The 19,843-nt window shown below is 75.7% G+C and carries 18 protein-coding genes; 7 read left to right on the top strand and 11 right to left on the bottom strand.

Annotation, left to right across the window (positions count from 1 at the left end; translation table 11 throughout):
- Positions 1-3: 3 nt before the first annotated feature.
- Positions 4-483: a hypothetical protein gene (locus tag ACFO3M_RS16260; RefSeq protein ID WP_387990929.1), complete on the bottom strand. Its 480-nt coding sequence runs from the start codon at positions 481-483 to the stop codon at positions 4-6.
- A gap of 74 nt (positions 484-557) precedes the next feature.
- The gene (locus ACFO3M_RS16255; RefSeq protein WP_387990926.1) at positions 558-1,196 is read right to left on the bottom strand and encodes a hypothetical protein; all 639 of its coding nucleotides are present in this window, start codon (positions 1,194-1,196) and stop codon (positions 558-560) included.
- 173 nt (positions 1,197-1,369) lie between these two features.
- On the opposite strand from ACFO3M_RS16255, the gene ACFO3M_RS16250 reads away from it, so the two are divergent.
- The 3 genes from ACFO3M_RS16250 to msrB are packed head-to-tail and all read left to right on the top strand — an operon-like array spanning position 1,370 to position 4,623.
- On the top strand, positions 1,370-3,508 hold the full coding sequence (locus ACFO3M_RS16250; protein WP_387990923.1) for a sensor histidine kinase: 2,139 nt from the start codon (positions 1,370-1,372) through the stop codon (positions 3,506-3,508).
- Positions 3,495-4,151 (top strand): response regulator transcription factor, encoded by a 657-nt coding sequence (locus tag ACFO3M_RS16245; protein ID WP_387990920.1) that lies wholly within the window; start codon positions 3,495-3,497, stop codon positions 4,149-4,151. Before ACFO3M_RS16250 ends, ACFO3M_RS16245 begins: the two co-directional genes overlap by 14 nt.
- A gap of 52 nt (positions 4,152-4,203) precedes the next feature.
- Positions 4,204-4,623, top strand: coding sequence for a peptide-methionine (R)-S-oxide reductase MsrB (gene msrB / locus ACFO3M_RS16240; RefSeq protein ID WP_387990917.1), 420 nt, complete (start codon positions 4,204-4,206; stop codon positions 4,621-4,623).
- Positions 4,624-4,732: 109 nt separating this feature from the next.
- On the opposite strand, the gene hemQ is transcribed toward msrB, so the two are convergent.
- The 4 genes from hemQ to hemE are packed head-to-tail and all read right to left on the bottom strand — an operon-like array spanning position 4,733 to position 8,375.
- Complete coding sequence (gene hemQ / locus ACFO3M_RS16235) at positions 4,733-5,449, bottom strand: hydrogen peroxide-dependent heme synthase (protein ID WP_387990915.1); 717 nt, start codon at positions 5,447-5,449, stop codon at positions 4,733-4,735.
- 22 nt (positions 5,450-5,471) lie between these two features.
- The gene (locus tag ACFO3M_RS16230) at positions 5,472-5,906 is read right to left on the bottom strand and encodes a hypothetical protein (RefSeq protein ID WP_387990912.1); all 435 of its coding nucleotides are present in this window, start codon (positions 5,904-5,906) and stop codon (positions 5,472-5,474) included.
- A gap of 22 nt (positions 5,907-5,928) precedes the next feature.
- Positions 5,929-7,320 (bottom strand): protoporphyrinogen oxidase, encoded by a 1,392-nt coding sequence (hemG, locus tag ACFO3M_RS16225; RefSeq protein WP_387990910.1) that lies wholly within the window; start codon positions 7,318-7,320, stop codon positions 5,929-5,931.
- Entirely contained in the window at positions 7,320-8,375 is a 1,056-nt protein-coding gene (gene hemE, locus ACFO3M_RS16220) for a uroporphyrinogen decarboxylase (RefSeq protein WP_387990907.1), read from the bottom strand. The genes hemG and hemE overlap by 1 nt, the downstream gene beginning before the upstream one ends.
- Before the next feature lie 76 nt (positions 8,376-8,451).
- On the opposite strand from hemE, the gene ACFO3M_RS16215 reads away from it, so the two are divergent.
- On the top strand, positions 8,452-9,084 hold the full coding sequence (locus tag ACFO3M_RS16215) for a DUF3000 domain-containing protein (protein ID WP_387990904.1): 633 nt from the start codon (positions 8,452-8,454) through the stop codon (positions 9,082-9,084).
- 225 nt (positions 9,085-9,309) lie between these two features.
- Positions 9,310-10,497 (top strand): ribonuclease D, encoded by a 1,188-nt coding sequence (locus ACFO3M_RS16210; protein ID WP_387990901.1) that lies wholly within the window; start codon positions 9,310-9,312, stop codon positions 10,495-10,497.
- Positions 10,498-10,606: 109 nt separating this feature from the next.
- Here ACFO3M_RS16210 and ACFO3M_RS16205 read toward each other — a convergent pair whose 3' ends face one another.
- From ACFO3M_RS16205 to ACFO3M_RS16195, 3 genes are all read right to left on the bottom strand, one after another.
- Positions 10,607-11,893: a sugar ABC transporter permease gene (locus tag ACFO3M_RS16205; RefSeq protein WP_387990898.1), complete on the bottom strand. Its 1,287-nt coding sequence runs from the start codon at positions 11,891-11,893 to the stop codon at positions 10,607-10,609.
- Positions 11,894-11,896: 3 nt separating this feature from the next.
- Positions 11,897-12,703 carry an ATP-binding cassette domain-containing protein gene (locus ACFO3M_RS16200; protein WP_387990895.1) on the bottom strand — a complete coding sequence of 269 codons (807 nt, stop codon included), beginning with the start codon at positions 12,701-12,703 and terminating at the stop codon, positions 11,897-11,899.
- Positions 12,704-12,786: 83 nt separating this feature from the next.
- On the bottom strand, positions 12,787-13,902 hold the full coding sequence (locus ACFO3M_RS16195) for a sugar ABC transporter substrate-binding protein (RefSeq protein WP_387990892.1): 1,116 nt from the start codon (positions 13,900-13,902) through the stop codon (positions 12,787-12,789).
- A 242-nt stretch (positions 13,903-14,144) separates the two neighbouring features.
- Between ACFO3M_RS16195 and ACFO3M_RS16190 the strand changes: the two genes are divergently transcribed.
- Both ACFO3M_RS16190 and ACFO3M_RS16185 read left to right on the top strand, forming a co-directional pair.
- Positions 14,145-15,350 (top strand): thiolase family protein, encoded by a 1,206-nt coding sequence (locus tag ACFO3M_RS16190; RefSeq protein ID WP_387990889.1) that lies wholly within the window; start codon positions 14,145-14,147, stop codon positions 15,348-15,350.
- Complete coding sequence (locus tag ACFO3M_RS16185) at positions 15,347-17,434, top strand: 3-hydroxyacyl-CoA dehydrogenase NAD-binding domain-containing protein (protein ID WP_387990886.1); 2,088 nt, start codon at positions 15,347-15,349, stop codon at positions 17,432-17,434. The genes ACFO3M_RS16190 and ACFO3M_RS16185 overlap by 4 nt, the downstream gene beginning before the upstream one ends.
- 79 nt (positions 17,435-17,513) lie before the next feature.
- On the opposite strand, the gene ACFO3M_RS16180 is transcribed toward ACFO3M_RS16185, so the two are convergent.
- Both ACFO3M_RS16180 and dxs read right to left on the bottom strand, forming a co-directional pair.
- On the bottom strand, positions 17,514-17,798 hold the full coding sequence (locus ACFO3M_RS16180; protein ID WP_387990883.1) for a thiamine-binding protein: 285 nt from the start codon (positions 17,796-17,798) through the stop codon (positions 17,514-17,516).
- A gap of 88 nt (positions 17,799-17,886) precedes the next feature.
- The gene (dxs, locus tag ACFO3M_RS16175; RefSeq protein ID WP_387990880.1) at positions 17,887-19,806 is read right to left on the bottom strand and encodes a 1-deoxy-D-xylulose-5-phosphate synthase; all 1,920 of its coding nucleotides are present in this window, start codon (positions 19,804-19,806) and stop codon (positions 17,887-17,889) included.
- Positions 19,807-19,843: the final 37 nt, after the last annotated feature.

Below are 19,843 nucleotides of genomic sequence, written 5' to 3'. Positions count from 1 at the left end.
GGTTCAGCGGGCCCGGGGCACGTAGCCGCCGACGAGCGCCTGCATGAACAGCGCCCCCGCGTCCGGGCCCACCGCCTGGGCGGCGTCGGCGAAGGCCCGCCAGCGCTGCCGCTCGACGTCGGTCGGCGCCTTCTCCGCCCGGGTGGCCGCCTGCTCCAGCAGCCGCTCCCACTCCCCCTGCGGGGTCGGCCACAGCCCCGCGAGCCGGCGGGCCTCGGCGGAGATCCCGGTGATGCGGACGATGTCGCCGGCGTGGTTGGTCAGCGGCTCGATGTAGCCGGCGGCGGCGAGCGCCTTGGCCGCGGCGATGACGTCGGCCTTCGGCAGCCCGCTGCCGGGGACGACCGAGCCGAGCAGGTACGGCGCGCCGCCGTGCCTCGGCTCGTCGACCAGCCGGGCGATGGCCCGCAGCACGGGCAGGTCGCGGCGGAACCAGGTGTCGGGCAGGGGCCGGTCGAGCGGCGGCTGGCCAGGAGGTGTCACCCGGGAAGTCTCCGCCGCACGCGACGGCGCCCCGCCACCCGGGGTCACGGGGTGGCGGGGCGCCGCGGTCGGGTTCAGCGCGCGCCGGTCAGGTGGGGGCGGGTGGCCAGGACGATCCCCAGGACCACGTAGCCGACGAGCAGGTGGGCGGCGCCGACGTACTGGGTGACCGAGGGCAGCAGGAAGGCCGTGGGCACGGTGACCGGCGCCCAGCTCTCGGCGACCACCGGCCAGGCGCGGGCCACGCCCGTCCACCGCCCGGCGATCGCGATGCGGACGCCGATGGCGGCCATGCCGAGCATCGACAGCGGCCAGAACAGGTCGATCACGAAGAAGAGGCCGGTGTCGTAGAGAGAGGGCGTGAGGGCCCACATCAGCGACGACACCATCGCCACCGCGAGCAGCGCGTGCTCGACGTGCAGCAGCGTCCGGGCCAGCCGGCCGGTGCCGATCGCCCCGGTGCGCATCTGCGCCGACACGAGGAACACGAGACCGACCTGGAAGGCGAACGCGGTCAGGTTGACCACCGTGGCCTGCCAGGTGCCGGCCGGCGGCGTGGTCCCGAGCAGGGCGCAGGCGGCCGCCCAGGACGTGGAGCCGGCGGTCACCGCGATCCCGGCCGTGCGGACCGAGCGGATCGAGGCGGCCGGCCGGGCGCCGGCCGCTGCGGCGAGGTCGGTGCGGGCGGGAGCGGGGGCGGTGGTGAGGGACATCGGGTCCTCCGTCGTCGTGCGGCGCCCTGTGCGCCGTCCGGGGAGAACCGTCGCGGGAACGCGTCCCGGGCACCCAGGGCCCGCCGCCACGGATCCGGTCACGTCCCGTGTCCCGGGGGACACGGGACAGCTGCCTCGTGCCCGTCGGGACACCGGCAGGCGAGGATGCGCGCGTGCAGGCGCAGGCCCCGGTGGACGGGCGGACCGATCCGGCACCGGAGCCCCTTCCCCGGCCCGGTGCCGGCGGGCGGCGGTGGGCGCGGACGACGGCGGCCGCGGGGGTCCTCGCCGTCGTCGTCGGCTCGGCGGTCACCGCCGCGGTCCTCGACGCCACCACGCCGCCGGCGGTGCGGGCGGCGCTGGGCCGCGAGCCGGGCTGGCCGGCCACCCTGCCCGGCCTCGCGCTCGCCGTCCCCGCGGTGCTCCTGCTGCTGCGCGCGCCGCGCAACGCCGTCTCGTGGGTGGTGGCGGGCACGGCCGCGTTCTGGGCCGTCGACGGGCTCGCCGAGTCGTGGGTGTCGTGGTCGCTGCAGGACGGCACCGCGCGCGTCGGCGGCAGCCTGGCGTTCTGGACCGTCGAGCGCCTCGGCTCGGCCCTGCTGCTGGGGCTGCCGCTGCTGCTCCTGCTCTACCCCGACGGCCGGCTGCCCGGCGGCCGGTGGCGCCCGCTGAGCGTGGCCAGCCTCGCCTCGACCGCGCTGCTGCCGGCACTGCTGCTCGTCGTCCCCGCGGACGTCGCCTTCACCGCCGACGAGGGGACGGCGATCGCCCCCCTCCACGGCGCCCTCGACCTGGACCTCACCTCGCTGCCGCTGCCCGCCGCCGTCGCGCTGCCGCTGCTGCGGATCGGCTTCCCGCTCGCGGTGCTGGGCATCGCGGTCCCGGCCGCCTCGGTGGTCGCCCGGTACCGGCGGGCGGACGGGGAGGACCGCACCCGGATGCGCTGGCTGCTGTGGGCCGCCGTCGTCGACGTCCTCGTCATGCTCGCCACGCTGCTGCTGCCCGCCGACCCGAGCACCCTGGCGCTGGCCGTCGCCGTGGCGCTGACCGGGTCGGCGGTCGCGGTCGGCGTGCTGCGGCCGCGCGCGGTCGACGTCGACCGGCTGCTGGGCGGCACCCTCGTCCACGGCGGCCTCGCCGTCGGCGTGGTGCTGCTCGACCTGCTGGTGCTCGCCGCCGCCGGCGCCCTGCTCGGCGACGCCCTCGGCGGGCGCGACGCCACGCTGCTCACCCTGCTGCTCGTCGCCGGCGTCTACGTGCCGCTGCGCGCGCCGCTGTGGCGGCTGGTCCGCCGCTGGGTGCTCGGCGAGCGCGAGGACCCCTACCGCGTCGTGTCCGGCCTGGCCGAGCGGCTGGAGCGCTCCGACGGCGCCGAGGAGCAGCTCATGGCGGTCGCCGCCGGCATCGCCGAGGCCTTCCGCACGCCCTACGTCGGCGTCGAGGTGGACTCCGCCGACGGCGGCCGGCTGGTGGCCGAGCACGGCACCCGCCCCACCGTGGTGCAGTCGCTGCCGATCGCCTACCGCGGCGAGCAGGTCGGCCGGCTGCTGCTCCCCCGCGACGGCGTCCGCGCGCAGCTGGTCACGCGCGACGAGCGGCTGCTCGCGGACGTCGTCCGGCAGGCCGCCGCGGCCGCCCGCGCCGGCTCGCTGGCCGCCCAGCTGCAGGCCAGCCGCGAGCAGCTGGTCGCCGCGCGGGAGGAGGAGCGCCGCCGGCTGCGCCGGGACCTGCACGACGGCCTGGGCCCCTCGCTCGGTGCCGTGGTGCTGCGCATCGACACCGCCCGCAACCTCGCCGCCGCCCGGCCCGAGGACGCCGACCGGCTGCTGCGCCAGGCCCGCGACGACGTCTCCGCCGCGCTGGCCGACGTCCGGCGGCTCGTGCACGACCTGCGCCCGCCCGCGCTCGACGACCTGGGCCTGGCCGGGGCGGTGCGCCAGCAGGCCGAGCGGCTGCTCGCCCCGCCGGTCACGGTGACCGTGGACGCCGAGGGCCTGGACGAGCTGCCCGCCGCCGTCGAGGTGGCCGCCTACCGGATCGCGTCCGAGGCGCTGGCCAACGTGGCGCGGCACGCCGCCGCCTCCCGCGTGCGGGTCACGCTGGCCCGCGCGGACGGCGACCTGGTCGTCGCGGTGGCCGACGACGGCGTCGGGATCGCGCCGGACCGCGCGGCCGGCGTCGGGCTGGTGTCGCTGCGGGAGCGGGCCGCCGAGCTCGGTGGCCGGTGCACGGTGAGCTGCCCGCCCGAGGGCGGGACGGAGGTGCGGGCGGTGCTGCCCGCCGAGGGAGGAGCGACCGGTGACCGAGCCTGACGAGCCGCTGCGGGTGGTCGTCGCCGACGACCACCCGGTCTACCGGGACGGGCTGGCGCTGCTGCTGGGCTCGGTGCCGGGCCTGGAGGTGGTCGGCACGGCGGCCGACGGCGCGGCGGCGGTCGAGGTGGTGCGCGAGCAGCTGCCCGACGTCGTCGTCATGGACGTGCAGATGCCGGTGCTCGACGGCATCGAGGCCACCCGGCGGATCACCGGGGAGGCGCCGTCGGTGGGCGTGGTGGTGCTGACCATGAGCGAGGACGACGGGACGGTGTTCGCCGCCGTCCGCGCCGGCGCCCGCGGCTACCTGCTCAAGGGCGCCGACCAGGAGGAGGTGGTCCGCGCGATCACCACCGTCGCGTCGGGCGGCGCGGTGTTCGGCGCGGCGCTGGCCCGGCGGATCGCCGAGTTCTTCACCGCCGGCCCCGCCGGGCCCGAGACGGCGTTCCCGCAGCTGACCGCCCGCGAGCGCGAGGTGCTGGAGCTGGTGGCCGCGGGGCGGTCGAACGCGCAGATCGCCGCGGTGCTGTACCTGTCGCCGAAGACGGTGCGCAACGTCGTCTCCAACGTGCTGACCAAGCTGCAGGTCACCGACCGCGCGCAGGCCATCGTGCGGGCGCGGGAGGCGGGCCTGGGGCGGTGAGGCGGGGAATCGGGCGAGGAATCCGGGAGTGGCGCGGGTCGTTCTCCCCGGCATGACGACGTCCGCTTCGCAGCCGAAGGTGACCAAGAGCGACGAGGAGTGGCGCGCCCAGCTGTCCCCGCAGGAGTACGCGGTGCTGCGCCGGGCCGGCACCGAGCGGCCGTGGACCGGGGAGTACGTCGACACGAAGACCGTCGGCGTCTACACCTGCCGGGCCTGCGGCGCCGAGCTGTTCCGCTCGCAGACCAAGTTCGACTCGCACTGCGGCTGGCCGTCGTTCTACGAGCCGTCGTCCGCCGACGACGTGGTGCTCCGCGAGGACCGCAGCCACGGGATGGTCCGCACCGAGGTCCTCTGCGGCACCTGCCACAGCCACCTCGGGCACGTCTTCGACGACGCCCCGCAGACGCCGACCGGCGACCGCTACTGCATCAACTCCGTGTCCATCCGGCTGGTCCCCGCCGAGGGCTGAGCCGACGCCGTCCCGCCGTCCTGGCTCACGCTGACGCGTCCGGGCTCACCTCCCACGGTGAGCCCGGAAGCAGCACGATCAGGTCAGCTGATCGTTCGCGGGCCCGGCCTCACGCCAGGTCGCGGACCAGCTCGGCCACCGGCTTGCGCATGCCCGTGTAGAACGGCACCTCCTCGCGCACGTGCCGGCGGGCGCGGCTGGCGCGCAGGTCGCGCATGAGGTCGACGATGCGGTGCAGCTCGTCGGCCTCGAAGGCGAGCATCCACTCGTAGTCGCCCAGGCCGAACGAGGCGACGGTGTTGGCCCGCACGTCCGGGTAGGGCCGGGCCTGCATGCCGTGCTCCTTGAGCATGTCCCGCCGCTCCTCGTCGGGCAGCAGGTACCACTCGTAGGACCGCACGAACGGGTAGACGCAGACGTAGCGCCGCGGCTCCTCGTCGGCGAGGAACGCCGGGATGTGGCTGCGGTTGAACTCCGCCGGGCGGTGCAGCGCCATCTGCGACCACACCGGCTCCAGCGCGCGGCCGAGCTCGGTGCGGCGCAGCCGGGTGTAGGCCTCCTGCAGCGCCTCCGGGGTCTCGGCGTGCCACCAGACCATGAGGTCGGCATCGGCGCGCAGGCCCGCGAGGTCGTAGGTGCCGCGGACGACGACGCCCTTGCCGGCCAGCTCCTCGAACAGCCCGGTGACCTCGTCGGCGGCGGCGGTGCGCCGGTCGTCGGCCAGCGGCCGGGCGAGGCGGAACACCGACCACATCGTGTAGCGGATGAGGGCGTTGAGCTCGTTGGCCCGCTTGCCGACGCTCTTGGTCTCCGTCTGCTCGCTCATGCCCCCATTGTCGCGCGGCCGGTCAGCGACCGGCGGCGATCCCCCGGCAGGCCAGCGAGGCGATCGTCACGACGACGACGTCCTCGGCCAGCGCCGCCGGCAGGTCCGGCACCCGCCGTCCGGCGAGCTCCCGCCACCGCGCGCCGCCGAGGGTCCCCGCCGCGGCGCCGGCCGCGCCCGCGAGCACCGGCAGCAGCGGGCCGCCCTGCCGGCGGGCCAGCAGCGCGCCGCCGGCGGCACCCGCCGCGAGCCGGACGGCGACGCTCGGCGGGATCGTCCGGGACGGCGTGGCCGGCAGCTTGTCGGCGACCAGCTCCCCCGCGACGGCGGCGAGCGCGGCCAGCCGCACCGGCCGGCGCCGGGAGGCGGTGAGCGCCGGGGCGGCGAGGCCCAGGGAGCTGCGGCCGCCGGCGGCGATCCCGAGCAGCGCGGCCCGCAGGACGAGGGAGGAGGTCACCGGCACACCCTGCCAGCCCCGGTCAGATCAGCGCCTCCACGGCGCGGCGCGCGCCGCGGATGCAGGCCGGGACGCCGACGCCGTCGTACGCCGCGCCCGCGACCGCCAGCCCGGGCACCGCGGCGACGGCGTCGCGCACCGCCACCACCCGCTGCGGGTGGCCGACCAGGTACTGCGGCAGCCCGCCGCCCCAGCGCACCAGGCGCGCCTCCACCGGCTCACGGCGCTCGAGGCCGAGCAGGTCGGCGACGTCGGCGACCACCGCGGCGGTCAGGTCGTCGTCGTCGCGCTGCAGCTGCACCTCGTCGCCGTAGCGGCCCACCGACGCGCGGACGCGCAGCAGGCCGTCGCCGGACAGGTGCGGCCACTTCGACGACGACACCGTCACGCCCTTGACCAGCCGCCCGGTCACCGGCGGGACGAGCAGCCCCGACCCGGCGTCGACCGGCTGGGCGGGGAACGCCATCGCGACCACGGCCATCGAGGCGTACGGGATGCCGCGCAGCGGCTCGACGGCGTCCGGCGCCACCCCGGCCAGCAGCCGCGCGGACTTCCCGGCCGGCGCGGTCACGACGACGGCGTCGGCCTCCAGGACCTCCGGCGCCGCCACCGTGCCGACGGCGACCTCCAGCCGGCCGCCCGCGCGGCGGATCGCGTGCGCGGGCGTGCGCAGCCGCACCTGCGCGCCCGACGCCGCCACCAGCGCGGCCGGCAGCGCGCCGATCCCGTCGGCGACGGTGACGAACACCGGCCCGTCGGCGTCGCCGCGGCTGCGGGCACCGGCGTCGCGGGCGGCGTCGGCGCGGCCGAGCACCGACTCGGCGCGGGCGAGCTGCGCGGCCAGCGCCGGCATGGTCGCGGCCAGCGAGAGGTCGTCGGGGCGGCCCGCGTAGACGCCGCCGAGCAGCGGCTCGACCAGCCGGTCGACCACCTCGTCGCCCAGCCGCGCGCGCAGCAGCCCGCCGACCGAGACGTCGCCCTCCAGGCGCAGCGGCGGCAGCTCGGCCTCCGCCCGCACCCGCGCGACGCCGTCGGGGGTGAGCACGCCGTCCAGCCCGTCGGCCGACGTCGGCACGCCCTGCACGGTGCCCGGCGGGAGCGGGTGGCGGCCGTCGGGGAGCACGATCGACGCCTGCGTGGTGCGCGGCGCGACCAGCCGGTCGGCCAGGCCGAGGTCCCCGACCAGCTCGACCGCCTCCGGCACGCGGGCCAGCACCGCCTCGGGCCCGGTGTCGTACCAGACGCCGGCGAGCTCGACCCGGTCGAGCTTGCCGCCGATCCGCCCGCCGGCCTCCACGACGACGACCTCGTCGGCGGGCCGCCGCCGGCGCCACTCGAACGCCGCGGTGAGCCCGGCGATGCCGGCCCCGACGACGACGACGCGGGCTGCCGGGGCGGCGGGGCGGGACGACATCACCGCGCCGAGAGCTCGTGCACCAGCTCGACGACGTGGGTGAGCACGCCGGGGTCGGTCTCGGGCAGCACGCCGTGGCCGAGGTTGAACACGTGCCCGCGGGCGGCGCGGCCCTGCTCGACGACGCGGCGGACCTCGCGGTCGACGGTCTCCCGGTCGGCCAGCAGCACGGCCGGGTCGAGGTTGCCCTGCAGCGAGCGCTGCGGCCCCACCCGGCGGGCGGCCTCGTCCAGCGGCACCCGCCAGTCGACGCCGACGACGTCGGCCCCTGCGTCGCCGATCAGCGCGAGCAGCTCGCCGGTGCCGACGCCGAAGTGGACCCGCGGCACGTCGCGGTCCCCGAGCCCGTCGAAGACCGCGCGCGAGTGCGGCAGCACCCGGGTGCCGTAGTCGGCGGCGGACAGCACCCCGGCCCAGGAGTCGAACAGCTGCACCGCGGAGGCGCCGTTGTCGACCTGCACGCGCAGGAAGGTGGCCGCCGAGACGGCGAGCCGGTCGAGGAGCCGCTTCCACGCCTCCGGCTCGGCGTACATGAAGGCCTTGGTGCGGGCGTGCTCCTTGGACGGGCCGCCCTCGATCAGGTAGGTCGCCAGCGTGAACGGCGCCCCGGCGAAGCCGATCAGCGGCGTCGGGCCGAGCTCGGCGACCAGCCGGCGCACCGCCGTCGCGAGGAACTCCAGCCGGTCGGGCTCCAGGTCGGGCAGCGCGTCGACGTCGGCGACGGTGCGCACCGGGCTCGCCACCACCGGGCCGACGCCCGGCTTGATCTCGATGTCCACCCCGGCCACCACCAGCGGGAGCACGATGTCGGAGAAGAGGATCGCGGCGTCCACACCGTGCCGGCGGACCGGCTGCAGGGTGATCTCGGTGACCAGGTCGGGGTCCTGGCAGGCCTCGAGCATCGCGGTCCCGGCGCGCAGCGCCCGGTACTCCGGCAGCGACCGGCCGGCCTGCCGCATGAACCACACCGGCGTCCGTCCGACGGGGAGGCCGCGGGCGGCCCGCACGAGGTCCGAGTCGGCGGGGGACGGCGGGACGGCGGGTGCGGTGCTCACGACGCCCGATCCTCCCAGACCCCGCAGCGGCGGCGCGTCCGAGACAGACCGGGCCCGCGGCCCCTACCCTGCGAGCGTGGAGCCACACAGCCTGGCCGGGTCCCGGGACGGGTCCGGTGCGCGTGCGGGCTCCGACGACCGTCCGGCCGCCTTCGTCGCGGGCCTGGAGTCGCTGGCCGCGGTGCGGGTGCGCCCCGAGGTCGTCCTCGAGACGATCCCGCCGCCCCAGCGCCTGGCGCCGTACGCGCACGCGCTGGCCGCCCGGGTCGTCGAGGGGGAGGGCGACGACGAGGTCGAGGTCGCCGTCGCCCGGTTCATCGTGCTGTACGACCCCGACGGCCACGAGGCCTGGGACGGCACCACCCGCTGCGTCGGGTACCTGTCGGCGAGCACCGACGAGCACATGGTCGACGACGCGATGTTCTCCGAGGTCGCCTGGAGCTGGCTGACCGACGCCCTGCAGGAGTGCGGCGCGGCCTCGCACGCGCTCGGCGGCACGGTCACCCGCACCGCCTCGACCCGCTTCGGAGACCTCGCCGGTCCCGAGCACACCGTCGACGTCGAGCTCCGCGCCTCCTGGACCGCCGAGGACACCGCGCTCGGCCGCCACCTCGACGCCTGGCTGCAGGTGCTGGCCAACGCGGCCGGGCTGCCGCCGCCGGGCGTCGCCCTGCTCGGCCCGTCCGGCCCGGTCCCCGGCACCCCCTGACGCCCGCCCCCTGACCGGCCGGTCCACCGCGGTCTCTACCATCGGTGGTGACGGGACGCACTCCCCCGGGTCCGCGCCGCTCGGCCTGCACACCCCGGGAGCCGGCGGGACCGGTGGCGCGCACGGACGGGACGGCGAGTAGGTGGACGGCAACTGAGCACCGAGCCCCTTCCCCTCGACGGCCTGGAGACCGCCCCGGAGTCCGCTCCGGAGGCGCCCGCCCCGGTGCCCCTGCTCGCCCCGCGCGACGGGCTGCCGCCGGTCATCGACACCCCCGACGCGCTCGCCCGCTACGCCGACGCGCTGCGCGCGGGCACCGGCCCGGTCGCCGTCGACGCCGAGCGCGCCTCCGGCTACCGCTACGGCCAGCGCGCCTACCTGGTGCAGCTGCGCCGCGCCGGCGCGGGCACCGGGCTGGTCGACCCCGTCCCGCTCGGGGACCTGTCGGTCGTGCAGGACGCGATCGCCGACGCCGAGTGGGTGCTGCACGCCGCCAACCAGGACCTCCCCTGCCTAGCGGAGATCGGCATGGTGCCGAGCCGCCTGTTCGACACCGAGCTGGCCGCCCGCCTCGCCGGGCTGCCCCGGGTGGGGCTGGCCGCCGTCGTCGAGTCGCTCCTCGGGTACTCGCTGGTCAAGGGCCACTCGGCCGCCGACTGGAGCACCCGCCCGCTGCCCGAGGAGTGGCTGGTCTACGCCGCCCTCGACGTCGAGGTGCTCGTCGACCTCCGCGACGCGCTCGCCGCCCTGCTCGAGGAGCAGGGCAAGACCGAGTGGGCGCGGCAGGAGTTCGCCGCCGTCCTCGCCGCCGGCCCGCCGGCGCCGCGGCAGGACCCGTGGCGGCGCACCTCCGGCGTGCACGGCCTGCGCAACCGCCGTCAGCTCGGCATGCTCCGCTCGCTGTGGCAGGCGCGCGACGACATGGCCCGCCGGCGCGACGTCGCCCCCGGCCGGGTGCTGCCGGACGCCGCGATGGTCGCCGCCGTCCAGGCGGATCCGCAGACCGAGGCCGCGCTGCTGGAGCTGCCGGTCTTCCGCGGCCGGGCCAACCGGCGGCTGGTGGGGACCTGGTTCGGCGCCCTGGCCCGCGGCCGGGCGCTGCCGGAGGCGGAGCTCCCGCCGCACAGCCGCCCCGGCGACGGGCCACCGCCGGTCAACCGCTGGGCCGACCGCGACCCCGCCGCGGCCACCCGGCTACAGACCGCGCGCAAGGCCCTCGCGGCCCTGTCCGAGGAGCTCAGCGTGCCGGTGGAGAACCTCCTCTCCCCCGACCTGGTGCGCCGGCTGATGTGGACCCCGCCCGAGCCGCGCGACGCCGGGACGGTGGCCGCGGCCCTGCGCGCCGGGGGCGCCCGCGAGTGGCAGGTCGAGCTCACCCGCGACCTGCTCACCGACGCACTCTCCCGGGCCTAGCCCGAAACGACGACGGGCCCGCCGTCCGGTACCGGACGGCGGGCCCGTCGTGAGGTGCTGGAACGGCCCCCTCGCCCCCGCCGCGAGCGTGGGGGCGGGGAGGGTCCTCCTAGTGCCCCGTGGCCGCGGCCCGCCGGCGGGCCAGCGCGTCCACGCTGGCGGCCAGCAGGAGGACTCCACCGGTGATGATGAAGTTCAGGTACGCCTCGGTGCCCAGCAGGCCCAGGCCGTTGGCGATGATCGCCACGACCAGGCCACCGAGGACGGCGTCGCGCACCCGGCCCCGGCCACCGAAGAGGCTGGTACCACCGATGACCGCGGCGCCGACGGCATAGAGCAGCGTGTTGCCGCCGCCGGAGCCCGGCGCGACCGAACCCAGGCGGGCGGCCGCGACGATGCCGCTGATCGCGGCCAGCGTGGAGCCGATCACGAACACGGCCACCCGGATCTTCGTGACGTTGATGCCGGCCCGCCGGGCCGCCTCGGCGTTGCCGCCGACCGCGTAGACGTGCCGGCCGAAGCCCGTGCGGCCGAGCACGAACGTCAGGAACAGCAGCAGCAGGACCACGAGCGGGATGGCGTACGGGATGCCGGCGAGCACCACGCCGACGGCCGGGGCGCGGTCGACGCTCAGCACCGCCGTCACCAGGACGACGACGGCGGCGATCACGCCGATCCGGACGAGCACCACCGCGAGCGGGGCGTGCGCCAGGTTCCTGGCCCTCTGGACCCGGAACCGGTTGAGCTGCAGCGCCGCGTACACGGCGATCGTCAGGAGGGCGAGGACCCAGCCGAGCGCGACCGGCACGTTCTTGTCGCTGATCGCCGAGATCACCGGGTCGCGCACCGGCACCGTGCCGCCCTCGCCGATGAGCCGCAGGGTGAAGCCCTGCCAGCCCAGGAACAGCGCGAGGGTGACGACGAACGACGGGATGCCGACCATCCCGACGAGGCTGCCGGTGAACAGGCCGATGACCACGCCGGTGACGATCGCCGCCAGGACCGCGACCCACCACGGCGAGCCGGCGTCGGCGAGCAGCTTGGCCATGACCGCGGCGCAGACGCCGCTGACCACACCGGCGGACAGGTCGATCTCGCCCAGCAGCAGGATGAAGACCAGGCCCATCGCCAGGATGATGATCGGCGCGGCCTGGTCGGCCAGGTTGGCCATGTTGCGCGGGGTCAGGAACGTCTCGGGCCGCAGCGCGAAGAACAGCAGCCCGAGGACGACGATGCCGAGGATGGCCGGCAGCGCCCCGAGGTCACCGCCGCGGACGCGGTCGACGTACGCCCGGACGGACGCGCCGAGGGACTCCGCGCCGCGGTCGGCCTCGAAGCCCGACGGGGCCCCACCCGGCTCCTGCGAACTGGTCGGCTTGGAGATGGTGCTGGACACGGGTCAGACCTCCACGGCCGCGGCTTCGGCGGGTGCGATGCCCAGGTCGCCCGACCGGCCCGCCGTGATGAGCTCGATCACCTGGGGGCGGTCGACCTGCGAGATCGGCACGTCGGCCGCCATCCGGCCCAGGTACAGGGCCGCGATCCGGTCGGAGACCTCGAAGACGTCGACCATGTTGTGGCTGATGAAGACCACCGCGTGACCGGTGTCGGCCAGCCGCCGGACCAGGTCGAGGACCTGCCTGGTCTGCGCGACGCCCAGGGCCGCGGTCGGCTCGTCGAGGACGACCAGCTTGGACTCCCAGAGCACGGCCTTCGCGATGGCGACCGTCTGCCGCTGACCACCGGAGAGGCTGGAGACGAGCTGGCGTACGGACTTCAGGGTCCGGACGGAGAGCTTGCTGAGGGTGTCCCGGGCGGCCTCCTCCATCGACGTCTCGTCGAGGAGGATGCCGTTCTTGCGCTCGCGGCCCAGGAACATGTTCTGGACGACGTCGAGGTTGTCGGCCAGGGCGAGGTCCTGGTAGACGATCTCGATGCCGAGGGCCGCGGCCTCGCGCGGCCCGCTGACGGTGACCGGCCGTCCCTCGAAGAGGAACTCGCCGGAGTCGATGGCGTGGATGCCGGCGATGGACTTGATGAGCGTGCTCTTGCCCGCCCCGTTGTCGCCGACGAGCGCGGTGACCTGTCCGGGGTAGACCTTCATGTGCACGTCGTGCAGGACCTGGATGGCACCGAAGCTCTTGTTGACGCCGCGGAGTTCCAGGGTGGGGGTGCCGTCCTGGGGACGGTCGGTGGGAGCGGACACACCGGGCCTCTCGGTCGCGCTGGTGGGGCTACGGCAGCAGCCGCCGGGGCGTCCATGATGGGCGCCCCGGCGGCTGGTGACCACTAGGAGATGCCGAGCTCCTGGCACGCGGCGGCGAAGTCGCCGGTGCACAGCTCCTCGGCGGTCACGAACTCGTCGTCCACGACGTCCTTGACGTTGTCGCGGAAGATCGCCTGCGGCGTCAGCAGGACCGACGGGACCTCGCGGCCGCCCTCGGTGTCCTCGACGGTGCCGGTGGTCTCGCCCTCCTCGCCGTTGATCAGCGAGACGGCCAGCTCGGCCAGCGCGTTGGCCTCGTCGCGGACCGACTTGTAGACCGTCATGCACTGGTCGCCGTTGAGGATGTTCTGCAGGCCCTCGACGGTGGCGTCCTGACCGGTCACGTTGGCCTGACCGGCGGCGTTGTTGCGGCCGAGGATCTGGATGACCGAGTTGGCGAGGCCGTCGTTGGCGGCCAGCACACCCTGGATGTTGCCGCCGGCCTGGGTGTACATCTGCTCGAAGATCGTCGCGGCCTGCTGGTTGTCCCACTCCGGCACGGCCTGCTCGGCGACCTGCGTGTACTGGGTCAGCGGGTCGAGGACCTCGTGGGCACCCGAGGAGAACAGCGTCGCGTTGTTGTCGTCCGGCGAGCCGTTGAGGAACGCGATGTTGCCCTGGGTGACGCCGTTGGCCTCGAGGCACTGCTGCAGGCCCTGGCCCTGCAGGCGGCCGACCTCGGTGTTGTCGAAGGAGACGTAGTACTCGGCCGACCCACCGAGGGTGAGCCGGTCGTAGTCGATCGTCTGGACGCCCTCGGCGGCGGCCTGCTCCTGGATCTGCGCGCCGGAGGCCGAGTCGAGGTTGACGATCGCGAGGACGGTGGCGCCCTCGGTGATCATCTGCTCGGCGATGGTCGCCTGCCGCTGGGCGTCGCCCTCGGCGTTCTGGATGTCGTACTCGACACCGGCCTCCTCGAAGGCCGCCTCGAGGTAGGGCCGGTCGAAGTTCTCCCACCGCACCGAGGACTCGGTGTCGGGGAGGATCACGCCGACCTTGCCGGCGGCCTCGCCGCCACCGCCGCCGCCGCCGCTGTCGCCGCCGCCGCCGTCGCCGCCGCCGCTGTCGCTGCCGCACGCAGCGAGGCTGAAGACCAGGGCGGCCGCCAGGGCCGTCATCGTGGTGCGCCGTCGCGCCATGGATGGGTCCACCGTTCCGTCGGGAATCTGCAGAAGTGCGGCGGCCAATATGCGCCCCGGGTCACACGGGTCGCAACCCCGGGTCGGTGGCGTTGCCGGACCGTGACCTCCGTCCGGGTGAGGTGTCGGGGGCCCCGGTGCCCCGCGCGGGTCGGGTCGCGCTTGGAGCGGCGGTTACCCACGGGTAACTTCACCTGCGCCGTCCCCGTGCCCGGGCCGGCTCCCCCTGCTGCGGAGGTCCCATGTCCCGCTCGCTGCGTGAGGTCGTCTTCGTCGACGGCGTACGCACCCCCTTCGGCAAGGCCGGCCCGAAGGGCGTCTACGCGGAGACGCGCGCCGACGACCTGGTCGTACGCGTGATCCGTGAGCTGCTGCGCCGCAACCCGGCGCTGCCGGCCGACCGGGTCGACGAGGTGGCCATCGCCGCCACCACCCAGATCGGCGACCAGGGCCTGACCATCGGCCGCACCGCCGCGCTGCTGGCCGGGCTGCCGAAGTCGGTCCCCGGCTACGCGATCGACCGCATGTGCGCCGGGGCCATGACCGCCGTGACCACCACCGCGAGCGGCATCGCCTTCGGCGCGTACGACGTCGCCATCGCCGGCGGGGTCGAGCACATGGGCCGCCACCCGATGGGCGAGGGCGCCGACCCCAACCCGCGGTTCTTCAGCGAGCAGCTCGTCGACGGCTCGGCGCTGGTCATGGGCTCCACCGCGGAGAACCTGCACGACCGCTTCCCGCACCTGACCAGGGAGCGCGCCGACGCGTTCGCCCTGGCCAGCCAGCAGAAGTACGCCAAGGCCCTCGCCAACGGGCAGATCGGCCCGGAGCTGGTGCCCGTCGCGACCCGCTCGGCCGAGCACGGCTGGGGCCTGGCCACCGCCGACGAGCCGCCGCGGCCGAACACCACCCTCGAGGGCCTGGGCACGCTCAAGACGCCGTTCCGCCCGCACGGGCACGTGACCGCCGGCAACGCCGCGGGCCTCAACGACGGCGCCACCGGCTGCATCCTGGCCGCCGAGGAGGTCGCGCAGGAGCTGGGCCTGACCGCCGGCATGCGGCTGGTCGGCTACGGCTTCGTCGGCGTCGAGCCCGAGGTCATGGGTGTCGGCCCGGTCCCCTCGACCGAGCGCGCGCTGGCCCGCACCGGCCTGACCATCGACGACATCGGGCTGTTCGAGCTCAACGAGGCCTTCGCCGTCCAGGTGCTGGCCTTCCTCGACCACTTCGGCATCGCCGACGACGACGAGCGGGTCAACCCGTGGGGCGGCGCGATCGCCGTCGGCCACCCGCTGGCCTCCTCCGGCGTCCGCCTGATGACCCAGCTGTCGCGGCAGTTCGCCGAGCGCCCCGACGTCCGCTACGGCCTGACCGCCATGTGCGTGGGCCTGGGCATGGGCGCCACCGTCATCTGGGAGAACACCAACTGGGAGGGTGCGGCCAAGTGAGCACCGCCGTCTTCGAGAACGAGGTCGTCACCGCCGCCAAGGTGCGGTACGTGCGGGTGCCCGGCCTGGCCGGCGAGATCGCGCTGATCACGCTGGACAACGGGCACGACCACACCCGGCCGTCCACCTTCGGCCCCGGCGGGCTCGCCTCGCTGGACGCCGCCCTCGACGGGATCGCGGCGCACACCCCCGCGCCCGCGGCCATCGCCGTCACGGGCAAGCCGTTCGTGTTCGCCGTGGGCGCCGACCTCTCCGGCGTCGCGGCGGTGACCGACACCGCGGCCGCCCGGGAGATCGCCGAGACCGGCCACCGGGTGTTCCGGCGGCTCAAGGACGCCGGCGTCCCGACGTTCGCGTTCGTCAACGGCGCGGCGCTCGGCGGCGGCCTCGAGCTGGCGCTGCACTGCACCTACCGGACGATCGCGAGCACCGCCGTCGTCGCCTTCCCCGAGGTGTTCCTCGGGCTGGTGCCCGGCTGGGGCGGCACGCAGCTGCTGCCGGACCTGATCGGGATCGACCCGGCGGTCACGGTGATCGTCGAGAACGCGCTGGCGCAGAACAAGGTCACCTCCGGCCCGCGGGCGGCGGAGCTGGGGATCGCCGACGCGCTGTTCGAGCCCGCCGACTTCCTCGAGCGGTCGCTGGAGTGGGCCGTGGCGGTCCTCAACGGCGACGTGACCGTCGCGCGGCCCGCGGTGGACCGGTCGGGCTGGGACGCCGCGATCGAGCGGGCCCGGGCCGTCGTCCGGGCGCGGACCCGCGACGCCTCCCCCGGCGCGCTGCGCGCCGTCGAGCTGCTCGACCTCGCCCGCAACGGCGTCGAGGGCGAGGCGTTCACCGCCGGCACCGCCGCCGAGGACCAGGCGCTCACCGACCTGCTGATGAGCGACGAGCTCCGCGCCTCCCTCTACTCGTTCGACCTGGTCAACAAGCGGGCCAGGCGGCCGGCCGGCGCGCCGGACGAGTCGCTGGCGCGGAAGGTCACCAAGGTCGGCGTCGTGGGTGCCGGGCTCATGGCCTCGCAGCTGGCGCTGCTGTTCGTGCGCCGGCTCCAGGTGCCCGTCGTCCTCACCGACGTCGACCAGGCGCGGGTGGACAAGGGCGTCGGCTACGTCCACGGGGAGCTGGAGAAGCTCGCCGCCCGCGGCCGGCTCTCCCCCGACGAGCTCAACCGGCTCGAGGGCCTGGTCACCGGCGCGCTGGACAAGGCCGTCTTCGCCGACGCCGACCTCGTCATCGAGGCCGTGTTCGAGGAGATGTCGGTCAAGCAGCAGGTGTTCGCCGAGGTGGAGGCCGTCGTCTCCCCCGAGTGCGTGCTGGCGACCAACACCTCGGCGCTGTCGGTGACCGAGATGGCCTCGAAGCTCGAGCACCCCGAGCGGGTCGTCGGGCTGCACTTCTTCAACCCGGTCGCGGTCCTGCCGCTGGTGGAGGTCGTGCGCGCCGAGCAGACCGACGACGCCGCGCTGGCCACCGCCTTCGCCGTCGGCAAGGCGCTGAAGAAGTCCTGCGTGCTGGTCGCCGACGCCCCGGCGTTCGTCGTCAACCGGCTGCTCACCCGCTTCCTCGGCGAGGTCACCTCGGCCGTCGAGCAGGGGACGCCGGTGGCCGTCGCCGACCGGGCGCTGGACCCGCTGGGCCTGCCGATGTCGCCGTTCGAGCTGCTCACGCTGGTCGGCCCGCCGGTGGCGCTGCACGTGGCCGAGCGGATGCACGAGGCCTTCCCCGACCGGTTCGCCGTCGGCGAGGGACTGAGGAAGATGGTCGAGCTGGGCAAGACCAGCGTCTACTCCGAGCCCGGCGTGGTCGACCCCGACCTGGCCGGCATCGACGCGGGCGACTCCCCGCTGACCGAGGACGAGGTCCGCGACCGCGCCGTGCGGGCGCTGGCCCAGGAGATCCGGCTGATGCTCGACGAGGGCGTCGTCCAGGCCGTGCAGGACGTCGACCTGTGCATGGTGCTGGGCGCCGGCTGGCCGTTCTGGCTGGGCGGCATCTCCGCCCACCTCGACCGCACCGGCGTCTCCGAGGCGGTCACCGGCTCGCGGTTCCTGCCGAGGGGCGTGGCCAGCCTCCCGGCCTGATCCCGTGCACCTCCGCGGAGGTGCGCACCGGACGACGACGGCCCGGGTCCCCGCGCGGGGGCCTGGGCCGTTCGCCGTCTCAGCGGAACTTGTGGGTGAGCGACTCGATCGTGCGGTCGACCGAGGCGACCTTCACGTGCGAGATGCCGCTGGTGGCGCCCGCCGCCAGCATCGCCTCGTGCGCGGCCCGCAGGGTCGCCCACACGGCGTCGGCGTCGCCCTCCAGCGTGGTCCCGAGCGCCCCGACCTCGCAGTGCAGGCCGGACGCCTGGATCACCCGGACGGCGGCCTCCACGTACGCGTGCGGGTCGTCGGGCGTCCCGGCCGGGGACGGCGCGACCTGGATCTCCGCGATGACCTGCACGACGGCCTCCGGTCCGACGTCCCCGGCCGGCCCCCGTCCGGAGGCTCGCCCCGAGCCTGCGGAGGGTGAGGGGGACGGGGTCCTCCGACTACTGCTGGGCGCCGTCCACGGGCTCGGCGGCCAGCTGCTGCTCGGCCCGCTCGGTGAGCACCGCGGTCCACTCGGCGATCCGGCGGGCGACGTCCTGCTCGGTCAGGCCGCAGTCGGCGAGCACCTGGCCCCGGCTGCCGTGGTCGAGGAACGCCTGCGGCAGGCCCAGCGCGCGCACCGGCACGTCGTGCTGGCGGTCCTGCAGCGCCTGCGACAGCGTCGTCCCGACGCCGCCGGCCCGGCCGCCGTCCTCCACGGTGACGACCAGCCGGTGCGCGGCGGCCGTCTCGACCAGCTCGTCGGAGACCGGCAGCACCCAGCGCGGGTCGACGACGGTCACCTCGATGCCGTGGTCGGCGGCCCGCTCGGCGGCGGCCAGGCACATCGGCACCATCGCGCCGACGGCGACCAGCAGCACCTCCTCCCGCTCCCCGCGCCGCAGCACGTCGACCGGGCCGCGCCGCTCCAGCGCCGGGATGTCCAGCGGCGGCGGGCCCTTGGGGAAGCGCACCACGCTCGGCGCGTCGGAGATCGCGACCGCCTCGCGCAGCGCCTCGCGCAGGGTCGGCTCGTCGCGCGGCGCGGCCAGGTGCAGCCCCGGCACGACCGAGCAGATCGACATGTCCCACATGCCGTTGTGCGAGGCGCCGTCGGTCCCGGTGACCCCGGCGCGGTCGAGGACGACGGTGACCGGCTGGCGGTGCAGCGCGACGTCCATGAGCAGCTGGTCGAAGGCCCGGTTGAGGAAGGTCGAGTAGACCGCGACGACCGGGTGCAGCCCGCCCATCGCCATGCCGGCCGCGCTGGTGAGCGCGTGCTGCTCGGCGATGCCGACGTCGTAGGTCCGCTCGGGGAAGCGCTCGGCGAAGGCGGCCAGGCCGGTCGGGTGCAGCATCGCCGCGGTGACCGCGACGACGTCGCTCCGCTCGGCGCCGATGCGCACCAGCTCGTCGGAGAACGCCGTCGTCCAGTCGCGGGCGACCGCGGGGCTGGTGCCGCTGTCGGGGTCGAAGACGCCGGTGGCGTGCCAGGCGTCGATCTGGTCGGTCTCGGCCGGCGGGTAGCCGAAGCCCTTCGTGGTGACCGCGTGCACGATCACCGGGCGGCCGAACGACCGCGCCCGGCGCAGCGCGGACTCGAGCACCTCGACGTCGTGGCCGTCGACCGGACCGACGTACTTGAGGCCGAGGTCCTCGAACATGCCCTGCGGCGCCAGGACGTCCTTGACGCCCTTCTTCAGGCCGTGCAGCGCGTCGTAGAGCGCCGAGCCGACGACCGGGGCCTTGTGCAGGGCCTGACGGATGGCCAGCAGCGCCTGCTCGTAGCCCGGCCGCAGCCGCAGGCCCGCCAGCGCGTCGGCGACGCCGCCGATGGTCGGCGAGTAGGAGCGGCCGTTGTCGTTGACGACGATGACCACCGGCCGGTCCTGGGCGGCGGCGATGTTGTTCAGCGCCTCCCAGGCCATGCCGCCGGTCAGCGCGCCGTCGCCGACGACCGCGACGACCGGGCGCTTGTCACCGCGGACGGCGAAGGCCTTGGCCAGCCCGTCGGCGTAGGACAGCGCGGTCGAGGCGTGGCTGTTCTCGACCCAGTCGTGCTCGCTCTCGCCGCGGCTCGGGTAGCCCGACAGCCCGCCGCGCTGGCGCAGCCGGTCGAAGCCCTCGACCCGGCCGGTGAGCATCTTGTGCACGTAGGCCTGGTGGCCGGTGTCGAAGACGATCGGCTCGTGCGGGGACTCGAAGACCCGGTGCAGCGCGATGGTGAGCTCGACGGTGCCGAGGTTCGGCCCGAGGTGGCCGCCGGTGCGGGCGACGCTGGTGACGAGTGCGTCACGGATCTCCGCGGCCAGCGCGGGCAGCTGCTCGGGGGGCAGGGCCCGGAGGTCGGCGGGGTCGCGGAGCGAGCGCAGGAGCGACACGGGGCGGCGGTGTCCTCTCTGTCGGCGGCGGGGCACG

This window comes from Geodermatophilus arenarius, assembly GCF_042654585.1.
In the GTDB taxonomy this organism is placed as follows: Bacteria; Actinomycetota; Actinomycetes; order Mycobacteriales; family Geodermatophilaceae; genus Geodermatophilus; species Geodermatophilus arenarius.
Note: the sequence above shows the minus strand (reverse complement) of the source record. Positions and strands in the feature narration are given on the sequence as shown.